At 32.0% G+C, this 17,245-nt stretch carries 10 protein-coding genes; 5 read left to right on the forward strand and 5 right to left on the reverse strand.

The genetic code is table 11. From position 1 onward, the window contains the following. Nucleotides 1–449 precede the first annotated feature (449 nt). Nucleotides 450–1,880, forward strand: coding sequence for a peptidylprolyl isomerase (locus EV144_RS23600; RefSeq protein ID WP_134151595.1), 1,431 nt, complete (start codon nt 450–452; stop codon nt 1,878–1,880). Between the two features lie 77 nt (nt 1,881–1,957). Continuing rightward, a complete protein-coding gene (locus tag EV144_RS23605; protein ID WP_134151596.1) occupies nt 1,958–2,911 on the forward strand; it encodes an AAA family ATPase in 954 nt (317 codons plus the stop codon). A 63-nt stretch (nt 2,912–2,974) separates the two neighbouring features. On the opposite strand, the gene xrtN is transcribed toward EV144_RS23605, so the two are convergent. Both xrtN and EV144_RS23615 read right to left on the reverse strand, forming a co-directional pair. Beyond that, complete coding sequence (gene xrtN / locus EV144_RS23610; RefSeq protein WP_134151597.1) at nt 2,975–4,204, reverse strand: exosortase N; 1,230 nt, start codon at nt 4,202–4,204, stop codon at nt 2,975–2,977. Then, complete coding sequence (locus tag EV144_RS23615) at nt 4,204–6,699, reverse strand: XrtN system VIT domain-containing protein (RefSeq protein ID WP_134151598.1); 2,496 nt, start codon at nt 6,697–6,699, stop codon at nt 4,204–4,206. Before EV144_RS23615 ends, xrtN begins: the two co-directional genes overlap by 1 nt. A 445-nt stretch (nt 6,700–7,144) precedes the next feature. On the opposite strand from EV144_RS23615, the gene EV144_RS23620 reads away from it, so the two are divergent. Then, entirely contained in the window at nt 7,145–9,916 is a 2,772-nt protein-coding gene (locus tag EV144_RS23620) for a bifunctional aconitate hydratase 2/2-methylisocitrate dehydratase (RefSeq protein ID WP_134151599.1), read from the forward strand. Between the two features lie 124 nt (nt 9,917–10,040). Beyond that, nucleotides 10,041–12,305 carry an aconitate hydratase gene (locus EV144_RS23625; protein ID WP_134151600.1) on the forward strand — a complete coding sequence of 755 codons (2,265 nt, stop codon included), beginning with the start codon at nt 10,041–10,043 and terminating at the stop codon, nt 12,303–12,305. A 102-nt stretch (nt 12,306–12,407) separates the two neighbouring features. Here EV144_RS23625 and EV144_RS23630 read toward each other — a convergent pair whose 3' ends face one another. Continuing rightward, the gene (locus EV144_RS23630) at nt 12,408–13,751 is read right to left on the reverse strand and encodes a carboxypeptidase-like regulatory domain-containing protein (protein WP_134151601.1); all 1,344 of its coding nucleotides are present in this window, start codon (nt 13,749–13,751) and stop codon (nt 12,408–12,410) included. Nucleotides 13,752–13,982: 231 nt separating this feature from the next. Here EV144_RS23630 and EV144_RS23635 point away from each other — a divergent pair, with 231 nt between their 5' ends. After that, entirely contained in the window at nt 13,983–15,182 is a 1,200-nt protein-coding gene (locus EV144_RS23635; protein WP_134151602.1) for a C40 family peptidase, read from the forward strand. A 5-nt stretch (nt 15,183–15,187) separates the two neighbouring features. Here EV144_RS23635 and EV144_RS23640 read toward each other — a convergent pair whose 3' ends face one another. Together EV144_RS23640 and EV144_RS23645 are read right to left on the reverse strand one after the other, a co-directional pair. After that, nucleotides 15,188–15,592 carry a response regulator gene (locus EV144_RS23640; RefSeq protein ID WP_134151603.1) on the reverse strand — a complete coding sequence of 135 codons (405 nt, stop codon included), beginning with the start codon at nt 15,590–15,592 and terminating at the stop codon, nt 15,188–15,190. Continuing rightward, a complete protein-coding gene (locus EV144_RS23645; RefSeq protein WP_134151604.1) occupies nt 15,582–17,006 on the reverse strand; it encodes a sensor histidine kinase in 1,425 nt (474 codons plus the stop codon). Before EV144_RS23645 ends, EV144_RS23640 begins: the two co-directional genes overlap by 11 nt. Nucleotides 17,007–17,245: the final 239 nt, after the last annotated feature.

A 17,245-nucleotide genomic window follows, 5' to 3' on the forward strand; every position in this document is an offset into this window, starting at 1 on the left:
TTTAACACCTTAAAAATGATAATTATTTATCTAAAGTATGTTTTTTTTGACTAGTTGTTATTTATAAGAAAATATTTATATCACGAAAACGTTGTAGTGTTGAAAACTTTTAATTTTAGAAAAGAAAACGCTCTTTATAAGTAGTTATAAATTAATGATATACAAGGTTAATTTTTAATTGGTTTTTGAAATTTTAGAAAAGATGATATCCGAAAAGACGACTTTATTTATTGTGTTTAAAAACTATCCTATAATTTTTTGTTAATAGTATAGCTGATAGTTGTATTATGTAATTGAATTGTTATTTTTGTTCGTTATAAGTTAAAATGAACTAGAACTTAATTATTTAGTGTTTTAAGAACAATTTCTAAAAAATGCAGATTGAATTAATTTTAGTTTAAGAGGAAATTCTAAAGCAAGATCTTTACATTCAAATTAAATTTAAAATAATGTTATTAAAAAAATTACAGCTAAAAACAATTGATTACAAGCTAGTCTTAACAATATGTTTTTTACTTTTTTTCAACTCAATTATTTCCGCTCAGGAAGTTATCAAAGATGCTGTAGCTGAGAAACCAGTTGAAGCTCCAAAAACAGGTAGACAGAAGATTGATGGTATTATTGCTACTGTTGGAGATTATATTGTTTTAGATTCTGATATTGATAAAGGATATTTGGAGATTGCAAGTCAGGGAGGTTCTGTAAAAGATATTACAAGATGCCAAATGCTTGGTAAACTTTTAGAAGATAAATTATATGCGCATCAGGCCATTCAGGATAGTATTATCGTTAGTGATGCCGAAGTAAGAAGCATGATGGACGATCGTTTGAATTATATGATTCAACAAGTTGGAGACATCAATAAAGTTGTAGAATACTATAAGAAAAGTTCTGTAGAAGAGTTTAAAACTTATTTTGCTGACATCTTGAAAGAGCAAAAATTATCTTCAGAAATGAGAGATAAAATTGTAAAAGATGTTGAAATTACTCCAGAAGAGGTTCGAAATTTCTTTAAAAAGATTCCAAAAGATGAATTGCCGACTTTTGGTGCAGAAATGGAAGTAGCACAAATTGTGGTTGAACCTAAAGTTTCTAAAGATGACAAACAAAAAGTAATTGACAGATTAAACGCTATTAGAAAAGACGTTTTAGAAGGTTCTAGTTTTGCTACAAAAGCAGTTTTGTATTCGCAGGATCCAGGATCGGCTCCAAATGGTGGTTATTATAAAATGACAAGAAAAACTCCTTTTGTAAAGGAATTTAAAGATGTAGCTTTTAGTTTGCAGGAAGGTGAAATTTCAGCTCCGTTTGAAACCACTTTTGGATACCATATTATTATGGTTGACAAGATAAAAGGACAGGAAGTTGAATTACGTCATATATTAATCTCTCCAACAGTTTCTGAAGATGCTTTGAAAGAAGCAAAAGAAAGAATTACAAATGTTAGAAATAAAATAGTAAGCAAAGAAGTAACTTTTGCTGATGCTGCAAGAACAGAATCTGATGAAAAAGAAACAAGAGCAAACGGAGGTACTTTGGTAAATCCGAATACTCAGGACACTCGTTTTGAATTGACAAAAATGGATCCGACATTATACAGTCAGGTTTCTAATTTAAAAGATGACGAAGTTTCTCAGCCGCTTTTAAATACAGATGATAAAGGTAAAAAAACATACAAGTTAATTACTGTTACTAATAGAATTGACGAGCATACAGCAGATTACGCTAAAGATTATACTAAGATTAAAGAATTAGCATTAAAAGAAAAACAAATCAATGCAATTGCAAAATGGTTTGATGCTAAAATAAAAGATACTTACATCAAAATTATTGGAGAATACAGAGATTGTACTTTTGCTAATAACTGGTTGAAAAAATAATTTTTATTAAATAAAGAAAAGAGTTAGTTTTATGATTTCATACAACTAACTCTTTTTAATTTAAAATACATTCATAAATGTCTGACGTAACAGCAATTCACAATTTAGTTCAAAAAAGAAACGAATTAAAAACCGAGATAGCAAAAATCATTGTAGGGCAGGACGCCGTTGTAGATCAAATTTTACTTTGTATTTTTTCTGGAGGACACGCACTTTTAATTGGTGTTCCCGGTCTGGCAAAAACCTTAATGATAAATACTTTATCTCAAGCTTTGGGATTAGATTTTAAAAGAATTCAGTTTACACCGGATTTAATGCCTTCTGATATTTTAGGAAGTGAAATTTTGGACGAAAACAGACAATTCAAATTTATAAAAGGGCCAATTTTTTCTAATATCATTCTTGCGGATGAGATTAACAGAACACCGCCAAAAACGCAAGCTGCGCTTCTTGAAGCAATGCAGGAACGTTCTGTAACTATTGCAGGACAAAATTATAAATTAGATCTTCCGTATTTTGTATTAGCAACTCAAAACCCGATTGAGCAAGAAGGAACATATCCGTTGCCAGAAGCACAGTTGGATCGTTTTATGTTTGCAATAAAATTAGAATATCCAACTTTTGAAGAAGAAGTACAGGTTGTAAAACGCACCACTTCTGATGCAAAAACAAAAATAAACCCTTTGTTTACAGCACAGGAAATTATAGATTTCCAACATCTAATCCGCAGAATTCCTGTGGCTGATAATGTTATTGAATACGCTGTAACTTTGGTAAGTAAAACAAGACCAGACAATGCTTTGGCAAATGATTTTGTTAAAAATTATCTGGATTGGGGAGCAGGACCAAGAGCCTCTCAAAATTTAATTTTAGCGGCAAAAGCACATGCCGCTTTTAATGGTAAATTTTCGCCGGATATAGAAGATGTAAAAGCAGTTGCGACCGGAATCTTGAGACACAGAATCATCAAAAATTATAAAGCCGATGCAGAAGGAATTACAGAAGAAATCATTATTCAGAAGCTGATGTAGTTCTTTATTAGAAATAAATAAAACCCAAAACAGTATTTACTGTTTTGGGTTTTTTAGTTTCATTTATTTTGTGGTTTCGTTTATCAGAAAGATAGGTTGATTGTAGATTAATTTTATAAGCATAACCTCGATCATTGAAGTGTATTTTTTATCTCCACATTGATACCACCAGTACGAGTTGTAATTTTGACCGTTTTTCTCCATTTTATTCAACCATATTTCTTCATTATTGATAATGATTTTTTTTGATTCGATAATTGTATAACCATTGCCTGTCCAGCATATTAATGGATTGTGCGCAGGAGTTTTAATATAAGTTAACTTATTATTGTCTTCAATTTTAAAAACTTCATCGTTTACCCAAACGCCTTTTATGGAGCCAAATTTTGAGTTTAGATCTTGACGAAATCCGTTATTCTTCTCGTTTATAATTTTTATGCTGACTGCAAAAAGAATCACAAATGATAGAATTAAGATATTTGTTTTTGATTTAATGTTGATTGAATCATTATTTACGAATTTTGGTTTTATGTACTTTACAAGCAATAACATTGGAATGATTTGATAAACTGTAAAGCAAATCAAGCCGATGCAATGATGTAAGGCGTTTTCTTGTGTACAATTAAAAATAACCAATGTTATAATTCTAAAATAATTTGACACAACATTGAGTACAATAATCAAAAAGCAGAATTGCAGTATTTGAAAAATTCCGTAATACTGTTTCTGTTTTCTTTCTTCTAAAGTCATTAATATGGCACCAGATAATAATCCGGTTTTAAACATAGACAATCCCATGCATGCAGTGTCTATTGTTATCTTAGAATTGTTGATGAAAAAATTAACGCCTTCTATTTTGTCTATTGTTATAAAATTTTTCATCGTAAGATAAACAACGTAACAAAGACCTTGTTTTATTTCTGCTGTTAAGTGTGTAAAAAAAGAACTAAAAAGTGTCGAAAATAAAATGATGCAGATAAAAGCAATAAAAGAGAATTTTGCAGTAAAATGATGAAATACCAAACACAACAGTATAATTATAGCCAGAAAATGAACTGATTTTGTGTGCAGTCTATAAGTGACAAATTCTAAAATTAGAATAGAAATAAAAAGAAAATAATTTATTTTATAGTTTGTTTTTCTTCCTCCAATAACAAAAAGGGAACAAGAAACTATTATCCCAATGAAATCTGTGTTTAGTACAGAAAATAATGTCTTACCGTTTATTGCAAGAAGTATTAAAACTGCAAAAACGGCAAGGATTATTTTATTCTCTGAAATAAGTTTTTTCATTAATTAGCTAATTTTTGTTTTCTGTAGTAGAACAAAATCACCGATAAACCAATAAGGAGCATTGCCCATTCGTGTGGTTCAGGAACCGCGCCGTCATTGTTAATAGAGGCATTTCCTAAAGTATTGATGTTTTTCTCAATTCCGTTTTTAGCGTAATCTTCATCCGTTTCTAAAACGATAAGAGATGAAATCGGAGTTACAATATTGGCGTCTTTTGCAAGATCAACATATTTATTTTGTGCTAGTGTATCATTTTGAATTTCGACTTGATCGTTTAAAACTTTTCCGAAACAAAACATTCTGTATAAATGATTAGAACCTTTTCCTGTTGCTTTCTGCGCCACAGGATTTTCATAAATAGAAATGCCGGCAGGTTCTACATTAATACTGTTTTCTGTTGTTTTAAATTTTATAAAGTTATTTTGCTGAACAAGTTTTACGCAGTTCTCTATATCAGTTTTAAAATAATCAACATATTTCTGTTCTTTTACAGTCTGCCAAAAAGGATTTATTTCATCAGAAATATTGATAACCTTTAGGTTCTTTTCTTTTGTTCCTTTTTTTAATTTTTTCAAATAATCAGAAGATTCCAATTCTTCAAAGTTGGACGAAAATGTACCACATTTGGTTATGATCAAACTGTTTTTCTCTAAATCATATAATGGAAGCAGGGAATAATTCAATTCATTAAATTGAGAAAATATATTTTCGTAATTAGAATTATTGATTTCTTGTTTTATATTGTTAATGACAACAAAAAACTTTTTGTTTTGAAGGTTTAAGATTTCTTCAAGTTCGCTTAATTTCCAATTATTATTTAAATCTAAAATAATGTCGCTTGGGGTAAAAACAATTTTTTCTTTAATGATTGGCTTGATTTCGTAGCTTTTATTCTTCCAGATAAATGCACTATTGACAGGTTTGTTAGTCAAAGGAAATTGAGCTTTCCATTCGTCCAAACCTTTAGAATTGTTGATATAATAGTTGTTTACAAAATCAAAATCTTTTGTCGCGTTAAATTCGGTGTTTCCGCTGACCTGAATTCTCGATACAGTAGAAGCGTTATTAATATTTGGTCCTTTTATACTAAGACTTTGATAGTTTATTTTACCATTTGTTACTGTAAGAGGCGTTGTAAAACCGCATTTAAAAGTTCTTGGTAATTCATTTGTAACAGGAAAAATGCGTACCGTTACTCTGTTTCCTTCTTTCCATTGCAACAGCGACGGGTCACGCGCCTCAACACCGACAACTTGGACGTATGCTTTTTTTGCTTTTTCTTTTGTAGTCAAAACGCCTTTTCGTTCAATTCCATTAACCCATAATGACAGCGATGTTGCAACAGATCCTTCGGGAAGCTGAAAAGAATAAATAGCTTCGTTTTGTCTCCAGCTGTTTTCATTACAGGCAACATCCATTGTAATTTCGGTATAAGCCAATCTGTCGTTTGGATAAATTTTTATGTCTTCTTTGATGTTTTTGGTTATAAGATCTTCACCGCTCCACAATTGTTCTTCGGTTTCAAGTCTTTTATCAAAATTAGATTGCAGGATATTTATTTTATCATCATCACTCAAATCAATGTCCTCAGAAAAATGATAAGCTATATTTAAAAAAGGATCATGGATTTTTCGTTCATTATATTGTTTCTTATTTCCAAATCCATCCAGGCCTCTAAATTCAAAGAAATTATCAGTATTAATATATACAATACCTTTTTTAAGTAGAATTTCATTCAGGAAATTGGGTTTTAAATTTTGGGAAATTACAATATACGACGGCAGTTCATTATTTTGTTCGAATGTCTTTGTGATACCAAATTTGTTTATTTTTTTGCTTTCAATATTCAAAAAAACGGTAAAGAGAATCACAGAAGTCAAAACCAGTCCGATACCGGAAAGAAATGCATATACATTTTTTTTGCCTTCCATAATTTTATTATAAAGGATAAGCGTATGAACTATAAGTACAATTCCTGGTACCAAACCATAAAAACCTATCCCTATTACAATAATTCCGATTACTGAAATGACGCTTATTGGAATTAGAAAAACGGCATAATAAAGAATCAACAAACAAGAACATCCATTTATAAAATAAGAAACAATATTGATGCGCTCGTTTTTTACATCATTGTAAATTATAAAGTTGGAGAAACAAAATAAGAAAGTAGTGCAATACACCCAAATTGGCAGATTTTCGAAAATATTGATAAAAAAATTGGCCGAAAAACACCCTATAAACCAATTAAGAAATAAAAAAGGCAGAAGATGCAGGTACTTTTCTCTTTTGCGGAACACTTTTAATGTGAGAATGGCGCCATAAGGAAGCTGTATGATCAGGTTGATAAAGGCAAACTTTTCGAAGTTTTCATAATCGTATCTGCCTCCTATTAATGACAGGATCAGTATTGTTGTGCTGATTAGTGTAATTATGCAACTAATTTTTACACCAATCTTGTTATTCAAAAAATCATTTATTTCGGTTGTTTTCATATAAAGTTATTTTTTATTAAAAGTACTTTGTATTGCAAAGTTATAATAATTGTTGAATTATCAAATTATTTTTTTCTTTTTTTGAATTAATGATTTCTTAAAAACTATTTAATGTGTTTTTAGCTTGAATAGATTAAAAATGATAGAAAAACAATTAACTATAACGTTATAAATTCTTATTTAGAAAGATTCTTTGCTAAAATAGATGTAAAATCTCACTTAGTCTGTCACATTAAATTTCGACTTTGTTAAAGAAAAGATTTTAAAATATCAATAATTCATTTTTTTAATACTAAATTAAATTTTCAGCAAAAACAAGCAATGAAAATCGTTTTTTAACAATAATAATTTTTGAAAAGGCTACTTCTATTATATTTTTTTTAATTCTCGGCTTTAATCTTTAAATTTGCCGTACAAAAAAATAAAAAAAAACCTTTACAAGAATATGAGTATTTATAACGATTATCTTCAAGAGATTGAAGACCGAAAAAAATTGGGTCTTCACCCAAAACCAATTGATGGTGCTGAATTATTAAGTGAAATAATCTCGCAGATTAAAGATTTAAATAATCCAAACAGAGAAGAATCTCTTAAGTTTTTTATTTACAATACTTTACCTGGAACTACAAGCGCTGCTGGAGAGAAAGCAGAGTTTCTTAAGGAAATTATTTTAGGTGAATCTGAAGTAAAAGAAATTACACCTGCTTTTGCATTTGAGTTGTTATCGCACATGAAAGGTGGACCTTCTATTAAGGTATTGCTTGATTTAGCTTTAGGTAATGATGCTGCTATTGCACAAGAAGCTGCAAAAGTTCTTAAAACTCAGGTTTTCTTATATGAAGCAGATACAGATCGTTTAGTTGAAGCATACAAAAATGGTAGCGAAATTGTTAAAGATATTCTTGAAAGTTATGTAAAAGCGGAGTTTTTTACAAAATTACCAGAAGTAGCAGACGAAATTAAGGTTGTTACTTTTATTGCTGGTGAAGGTGATATTTCAACAGATTTACTTTCTCCAGGTAATCAGGCGCACTCACGTTCAGACCGTGAACTTCATGGGCAATGTATGATTACTCCTGAGGCTCAAGACAGAATCAAAGTATTACAAACACAATATCCTGATGCAAGCGTAATGCTAATTGCAGAAAAAGGTACAATGGGTGTAGGTTCTTCTAGAATGTCTGGTGTAAACAATGTGGCTCTTTGGACAGGTAAACAAGCAAGTCCATATATTCCATTTGTAAATATTGCTCCAATTGTTGGAGGAACAAATGGTATTTCTCCAATTTTCCTTACTACTGTTGATGTTACTGGTGGTATTGGTCTTGACCTTAAAAACTGGGTGAAAAAATTGGATGCAAATGGAGATCCAATTCGCAATGAAAATAACGAACCAATTCTAGAAGAAGCATATTCTGTTGCTACTGGAACTGTTCTTACAATCAATATAAAAGAGAAAAAACTTTATAAAGGAGACGAAGCGTTAATTGATATTTCTAAGGCATTCACGCCTCAAAAAATGGAATTTATCAAAGCTGGCGGATCGTACGCAATTGTATTTGGAAAAAAACTTCAAACATTTGCAGCTAAAACTTTAGGAGTTGATATTCCGGCTGTATATGCTCCATCAAAAGAGATTTCTCATGATGGTCAAGGTCTTACAGCGGTAGAAAAAATATTTAACAGAAATGCTGTTGGTAATACTCCAGGAAAAATATTGCATGCAGGTTCTGATGTTCGTGTAGAAGTTAATATCGTAGGTTCGCAAGATACTACAGGTCTTATGACTGCTCAGGAATTAGAATCTATGGCGGCTACAGTAATTTCACCAATCGTAGACGGTGCATACCAATCAGGTTGTCACACTGCTTCGGTTTGGGATAAAAAAGCACAGGCAAACATTCCTAAATTAATGAAATTTATGAATGATTTCGGTTTGATCACGGCTCGTGATCCCAAAGGTGTTTATCATGCAATGACAGACGTTATTCATAAAGTACTTAACGATATTACGATAGACGAATGGGCGATCATCATTGGTGGTGACTCTCATACAAGAATGTCTAAAGGTGTTGCTTTTGGTGCTGACTCAGGAACTGTTGCTCTTGCACTTGCTACTGGTGAAGCTTCGATGCCAATTCCAGAATCTGTAAAAGTTACTTTCGTAGGAGATATGAAAGAATACATGGATTTCCGTGATGTGGTTCACGCTACACAAGCGCAAATGCTTCAAAAATTTGGTGGAGAAAATGTATTCCAAGGTAGAATTATTGAAGTTCATATCGGAACTCTTAATGCCGATCAAGCCTTTACATTTACAGACTGGACTGCAGAAATGAAAGCAAAAGCTTCTATCTGTATCTCTGAAGACGATACTTTAATCGAGTCATTAGAGATCGCGAAAGGAAGAATCCAGATCATGATTGACAAAGGAATGGACAACGATAGACACGTTCTTCAAGGATTGATCAACAAAGCAGATAAGAGAATTGTTGAAATCAAAACAGTAGAGAAGGCAGCTCTAACTCCAGATGCTAATGCTAAATATTATGCTGAAGTTGTTGTTGATTTAGATCAGATTGCTGAGCCAATGATTGCAGATCCAGACGTTAATAATATTGATGTTTCTAAAAGATATACTCACGATACTATCAGACCATTATCTTTCTACGGTGGAGATAAAAAAGTAGATCTAGGATTTATTGGTTCTTGTATGGTGCATAAAGGTGATATGAAAATCCTTGCTCAAATGTTGAAAAATGTTGAAGCACAACAAGGTAAGGTTGAATTTAAAGCACCACTTGTTGTTGCGCCTCCTACTTACAATATCGTAGATGAACTTAAAGCTGAAGGTGACTGGGAAGTTTTACAAAAATACTCTGGTTTCGAATTTAATGACAATGCTCCAAAAGGTGCTGCACGTACAGAATACGAAAACATGTTGTATCTAGAGCGTCCGGGATGTAATCTTTGTATGGGTAATCAGGAAAAAGCAGCAAAAGGAGATACTGTAATGGCAACTTCTACGCGTCTTTTCCAAGGAAGAGTTGTAGAAGATACAGAAGGTAAAAAAGGAGAATCATTACTTTCTTCTACGCCAGTAGTAGTTTTATCAACAATTCTTGGTAGAACTCCAACCATCGAAGAGTATAAAACTGCTGTAGAAGGCATCAATTTAACTAAGTTTGCACCTTCTAATAAACAATTAGTACTATAATCGCAAGATTGTCAATAATAATTCAAAAGCCCGAGCAATAAACTCGGGCTTTTCTTTTCTGGGTACTCTATTTTTTGTAACTTGTCGTGTTCAAAAAAACAATAAAAACAATAATATAAAGCTTATGGCATTTGATATTGAAATGATTAAAAAAGTGTATGACAACATGCCAAGTCGTGTTGACAAAGCACGCGAAATTGTTGGTCGTCCACTTACTTTAACGGAGAAAATTTTATACAATCACCTTTGGGACGGAAATCCGTCTCAGGCGTTTGGAAGAGGAGTAGATTATGTTGATTTTGCACCAGATCGTGTTGCATGTCAGGATGCAACTGCTCAGATGGCATTATTACAATTTATGCACGCAGGAAAATCAAAAGTTGCAGTTCCTACTACGGTACACTGCGATCACTTGATTCAGGCAAAAGTAGATGCTGTAACCGATTTGGCGAGAGCAAAAACACAAAGTAACGAAGTTTTCGATTTCTTGTCGTCAGTTTCTAATAAATACGGAATTGGTTTTTGGAAACCAGGAGCCGGAATTATTCACCAGGTAGTACTAGAAAATTATGCTTTCCCTGGCGGAATGATGATTGGTACCGATTCTCATACTGTAAATGCAGGTGGTTTAGGAATGGTTGCTATTGGTGTTGGTGGTGCCGATGCTGTAGACGTTATGTCTGGTATGGCTTGGGAATTAAAATTTCCTAAATTAATTGGTGTAAAACTAACTGGTAAATTATCAGGATGGACTGCGCCTAAAGATGTTATCCTAAAAGTTGCCGGTATTCTTACTGTAAAAGGTGGTACTGGTGCAATCGTTGAATATTTTGGAGAAGGTGCAACTTCTATGTCTTGTACAGGAAAAGGTACTATTTGTAACATGGGAGCTGAAATTGGAGCGACAACTTCAACTTTTGGTTATGATGATTCTATGAGCCGTTACCTGCGTTCTACAAACAGAGCCGATGTTGCAGATGCTGCAGACAAAGTAGCTTCTTACTTAACAGGAGATCCAGAAGTTTATGATAATCCAAACGAGTATTTTGATCAGGTTATCGAAATTGATTTATCTACATTAGAACCACACTTAAATGGTCCTTTTACTCCAGATTTAGCTACTCCAATTTCTAAAATGAAAGAAGAAGCAATCAAAAACAACTGGCCATTACAAATTCAGGTTGGTTTAATTGGTTCATGTACAAACTCTTCTTACGAAGATATTTCGCGTGCAGCCTCATTAGCGAGACAAGTTGCGGATAAAAATTTAAAAACAAAATCACAATTTACAATTACTCCAGGATCAGAAGTAGTTCGTTCTACAATTGAAAGAGACGGATTTATTGATACCTTTCATAAAATTGGAGCTACGGTTTTTGCTAACGCTTGCGGACCATGTATTGGTATGTGGGATAGAGACGGAGCGGAAAAAGAAGAAAGAAACACAATCGTTCACTCTTTTAACCGTAACTTCTCAAAACGTGCCGATGGTAACCCAAATACATTAGCTTTTGTAGGTTCTCCAGAATTGGTGACTGCTATGGCTATTGCAGGAGATTTAGGCTTTAATCCATTAACAGATAAATTAATCAATGAAGATGGAGAAGAAGTAATGCTTGATGCTCCAACAGGAGACGAGCTTCCTTCTAAAGGTTTCTATGCCGAAGATCCAGGTTTTCAGGCTCCCGCTGCAGATGGTGCAGGAGTTCAGGTTGTAGTTAGTCCAACATCAGAACGTTTGCAATTATTAGCTCCGTTTGATGCTTGGGATGGTAAAAACATTACTGGTGCTAAATTGTTAATCAAAGCATTCGGAAAATGTACAACGGACCACATTTCTATGGCAGGACCGTGGTTGCGTTTCCGCGGACACTTAGATAATATTTCTAACAATATGCTAATTGGCGCAGTAAATGCATTCAACCAAAAAACAAATTCAGTTAAAAATCAATTAACAGGAGATTACGATGCAGTTCCTGCTGTAGCACGTGCATACAAAGCTGCAGGAGTTCCGTCTATTGTTGTGGGAGATCACAATTATGGCGAAGGTTCTTCTCGTGAACACGCTGCAATGGAACCTCGTTTCTTAGGTGTTAAAGCGGTATTGGTGAAATCTTTTGCACGTATCCACGAAACCAACCTTAAAAAACAAGGTCTTTTAGGATTGACTTTTGCTAATGAAACAGATTACGAAAAAATTCAGGAAAACGATACCATTAACTTTACTGATTTAACGGAATTTGCTCCAGGAAAACCATTAACATTAGAATTTGTTCACGCAGATGGTTCTAAAGATATTATCTTGGCGAACCACACTTACAACGCAGGACAAATCGGATGGTTTGTAGCAGGTTCAGCATTAAACTTAATTGCTGCCGGAAAAGCTTAATCTTTAAGATTTAACTATACTAAAAACGCTCTGTTATTACAGAGCGTTTTTTATTTACTTGAAATGTATTTTATGTATAAAAGAATAAACTTTAAATATATTTTATAAAACTCTAATGCTTTTGGGTTGTGTACTTGTAAACTCATCAAGAGAAATATTGTACACGCCAGAAGAAGGTGTTTCAGAATAATAATTATCAAGATAGCCGCCTACGATGTACAACTTATTATTATAAAAGTACATTCCTGAATTTTTCAACTCTAGTGCAACATCAAATTCTTTAAGTTGTTTCGAATTTATATCATATTGATACAGTTTTCTGTTTTCAAAAATATAAATAATAGAATTAGAATATGCTAACGCAGGTTTTTCTAATTCCGAAAGTAATTTCCCTTCCGTTTCCCATTTTCCTGTAATCAAATCAAAAGTTTCGATTTCAGATAAAGGTTTGCCGTTATTGCCTCCAATCAGATAAATTTTATTGCCAATTAAAATGCCGTTAGCTTCTTTAGCGGTTGGCATATCTGCAAGTTCGTACCAATATCCAGAAGTAATATTGTACATATGTACTTTGTTAGAATATTGTTTAACGTCTTTTTGATTCATTTTGGTAGAACCTCCCATTACAATTATATTGTCTTTATAAGTAAAAGAAGCAAAGTTTACAGCCTGATGCGGATTTGTTTTATCAATACTAATGGTTTGTTTATTAAGATCAAAAACTTCAATTTGATCTTCAAGATATTGAAAAACCCCGTTTAAAGAAGTCTTTTTTCCTCCTAAAACATAGATAGAATTACCGTAAGAATTAAGATTTAAATAAGCTCTTTTCTTGAATTTTAATTCAGAAGTTTCCCAAGTATCCGTTTTGATATTGTAAATAAGTAATTTGTCTTTGTAAAATTGAGTATCCCCCTGAAACTGTAGTTCTCTCATATAATCAGCCATTGTAAAATCAGGCCTTTCCATCCTAATTTTATCCCAAGCATTTACTTTATAGCTTGCGTCGCCGCCAATTACATAAATTTTATCCTCTTTTAATAAAGAACCAAACGAAGAAATTCCATATTTTAAAGAAGCTGCTTTATCAAAATGAAGTTTAGATTTCAGGTGTATTTTTTGATTTGCTTTTAGAGTTAATCCTTCTAAATTTTCAACATCTTCTGAAAGTGAAATAATAAAATTCATTTTTTTTAAGTCATTAACAGCAATTTTTAAAGGCGTGTAGCCGATATGAGAAATTTGAAGTGTATCGCTTTCCTTTGAAGTAAGCTGAAGTGAAAATTCTCCTTTATCATTTGTTAATGTGCCTGTTTTATTGACCATCGCAAAGACATTTACATCGTCTATTGTAGAATTGTCTGTTTGAGATACAACCGTACCTTTAATTGTTTGAGCAACCGAAAAAAATGGAAAAATAGCTAAAATTAAAAGTAGTTTTTTCAATGTGGTATTAGGTTTAAGTTAATCTTTGAATTGAAAATAGTAATTTTCGTATAAAAATGTATCTTTGAAAATTCTGATCAATTTTTATGCCGATTTTGTTAATTTGAACTTAAAGAGTTGTTAAAAAAAGTGCTATTTTTATTTTAAAAAATTAAATTCGCTTTATCAGTATAGAATTGTGTTGAATGGCAATAAAACACAAAATTGAGAATAAAAAAATCCCCCCAAATAATGATTTTTAGATTAACATTCGTATTGTTCTTATTAAGTTTAAGTGGTTTTTCTCAGGAAAAATACATCAAACACAAAATCTCAAAAGGAGATAATTTATCGGTAATCGCCCGGAAATATGGCGTAAAAACAAAAGAAATTCAAGAAGCAAATCCTACTGCTCCTAAAGTTTTAAAACTGAATTCGATTTTGTTAATTCCAAATAAAAACCAAACAGCTTCTTCAAAAATTGCATCAACTGCAGTTAATAATAGTACGCCAAATATTCCAGGTTCTCATGAAGTTCTGGCCAAAGAAACACTTTGGGGAATAGCAAAAAAATACAATGTTTCGGTAGACGATTTAAAAAAGGCCAATCCGCTTTTGGAAACAGAAGGTTTAAAAATAGGACAGCAGATTAATATTCCATCAAATGAAGCTCTTTCCAATATTGCTGCAACTACTGAAAAAGCAATATATAAAACTACAGATAAAATTGCTGAAAAACCGATAGAAAAAAATGCAGAAAGTTCTGTGAATTCTAATGAAGTTGAGGTTTTTAGGGAAGTTTTGCCAAAAGAAACAAAATACGGAATTTCTAAAGAATATGGTATTACGGTAGCAGAATTAGAACGACAGAATCCGGCAATAAAAGGAAAAACACCAGCAGGTTTTCTTTTAAAAATTCGTATTCCTAAAGAAAAAGCAGATGCTATAGAAGCTGCAAAATCGGGGCAAATAGTAAAAGATTCAACAACTGTATCTTCGGGATCAATAGCAGAAAACAATCCTGTTGTTAAAAAGGATTCAACTTATGTAAGAACTGGTAATAGTTCTTATTTAGCAGATCAGTTAATTGAAAGCGCAACACAAAACATAGGAACCCGATATCGATCGGGTGGAACTACAAAAGCAGGTTTTGATTGTTCGGGATTAATGATTTGTACTTTTAATAATTTTGATATAAAACTACCTAGAAGTTCTATAGAACAATCCCGAATAGGAACTGTTGTTAATACCAATGAAGCGCAAAAAGGAGATTTGATCTTTTTTAGAACAAACGGAAGACGCCAAATAAACCATGTTGGGATGGTCGTTGAGGTAATTGATGGAGAAATTAAGTTTGTTCATTCATCGACTCACGGAGGCGTTATGATTTCTTCAACAAGAGAACCTTATTACGAAAGAACTTTTACGCAGCTAAATCGTGTTTTAAATTAATTCTATTAGGCTGACTTGGCATTGAAGTATATTTTCTTTTTAAATTCGTCAATAGGAAAAGGTTTGCTCAATAATTCTTTTACATAATTGTTTTGCTCAATTTCTTTAATTTCATCAGGATCTAAAGTAGAAGAAAGTACATAAATTTGAGTTTGTTTTTTAAGCTCGTCACTTAGTTTATCGTATTCATTCAAAAATTCAAGACCATTCATAACAGGCATTTGAACGTCTAAAAGAATGATAAGTGATTGATCTGTGGGTTTATAGTTATTCAGCCATTGAATTCCTTCTTTTCCATTATTGGTCACGGCAACATTACGCGCATCAAGAACTTTTTTTAAAAGTTCCTTCGTAACAAGTTGATCTATTAAATTGTCTTCAATAAGTAAAAAAGAAAGATTAGACTCCATAAGCATTAGGTATTGCAACAATAAATTTACTGCCAATAGTATTTTCAGACAAAACTTCGATGCTTCCCCTTATGTTTTCTACAGCTTCTTTTACAATGTAAAGACCTAGTCCAGAACCTTTATTTTTGTTTGTACCAAAATACATTTCAAAAATATGATCTCTAAATTCGTCTTTAATGCCAATACCGTTATCTGAAATTTCGATATTATGAAAGCCTTCTTTAAAATAAGTTTTAATAGAAATCATCATTTCTTGTTTGTTTACGTCAGCATATTTTATTGCGTTTGATATTAGATTGTTAATAATAATTTTTAGGCGTAGGCTGTCACTCTGAATTTCGTCTATTAGTAAATCTTTGGTAATCGTAATTTTGCGGGCATTTTCTATGTGCATCATTTGAGAAATCGCTTCATCAAAAAGTTCTCTTAGGCTTACCGGCTCAATTATAATTTGTTTTCTTTTATTTTTAGAATAATCTATAATATCGTTAAGAAATTGATCTTGTTTAGTTAAGCTCTGACTCATTAAATGCAGATAATCTCGAATCTGATCAATATTGTTTTCTAACTGCGTAATTTCAATTAAACCTTGTAATGATGTTATAGGCGATCGCAAATCATGTGACGCGCTGTACACAAATCGATCAAGTTCATGATTGGCTATTAAAAGATTTTCATTTTTTACTTCGATTTCTTTTTTAGAAATAATAAGTCTTTTTACCATTATCGAGTAATAAGAACTCACACTGCATACAATAATCAAAATAAAAATAATGTTGACAAAAACCAGCCAGCCCTTGATTTTTCGTGTTCCTTCTCCCAGCGTATTCGAAAAATTACGTTCATTAATAGTAAGCTTGTCACTAATAAGGCTAATTTGTTTCAGAAATCTTTGCTGATCATTTACGGTTAAAATATGGCGTTTAATCTTTGCATCAACTTGTGTTCCAATAACAAACAATTCATCAATTAATTGATCACCCTGTTCCCATTCATGAATAGCTTTTGCTAAAAAAGAAACCTTTTTAAAATTTACAAACAGCCAAACAAGATCATTTAGATCATCGGTATGATTTCGTCCAATTAGAAAGCCCTTCCTCGCAACTTCATTATCTCCAACTTTCAAAAGTGTTTTCCTTGCAATACCATCTCCTTGAGGAACTTTTAATTCCTCGATATACAATTTCCATTGTTCAGACTCCTGAGTGTACAAATAAGTAATCAGATGTCTCGCTGCATCTTTTTGTCCTTTTGAATAATGAGATTCTCCATTTACATACGCTCTATTGGCAGACAAAATTTTTATTGTAAAAAAATTGATGCAGATTAATAAAGCACATGAAATAAAAACAATCAGTAAGAGAACGAAAACATTTGGCAATCGCAGTTTTCCTAAAATTTTGCCTATAGACATAATTTTTCTATTAGTAGGTTAATAATAAAATGCGTTACATGCCGATTTGTTTGCAATATAAATAAGCTTTGGGGGAAAGATTATTTATGGTTTAAAATTAAACATTTGTTAAAATATTATCTTTCAAATAGAATGTTGTAAAATTGATTGAACCAAATATATAAAATTTATCTTATAGATTTTAAAAAAAATGATGGTAGTTTTGAATTTTTTTTCGTATCATCATTTTTTATTTAAAC

It is taken from the genome of Flavobacterium sp. 270, from assembly GCF_004368785.1.
Lineage (GTDB): Bacteria > Bacteroidota > Bacteroidia > Flavobacteriales > Flavobacteriaceae > Flavobacterium.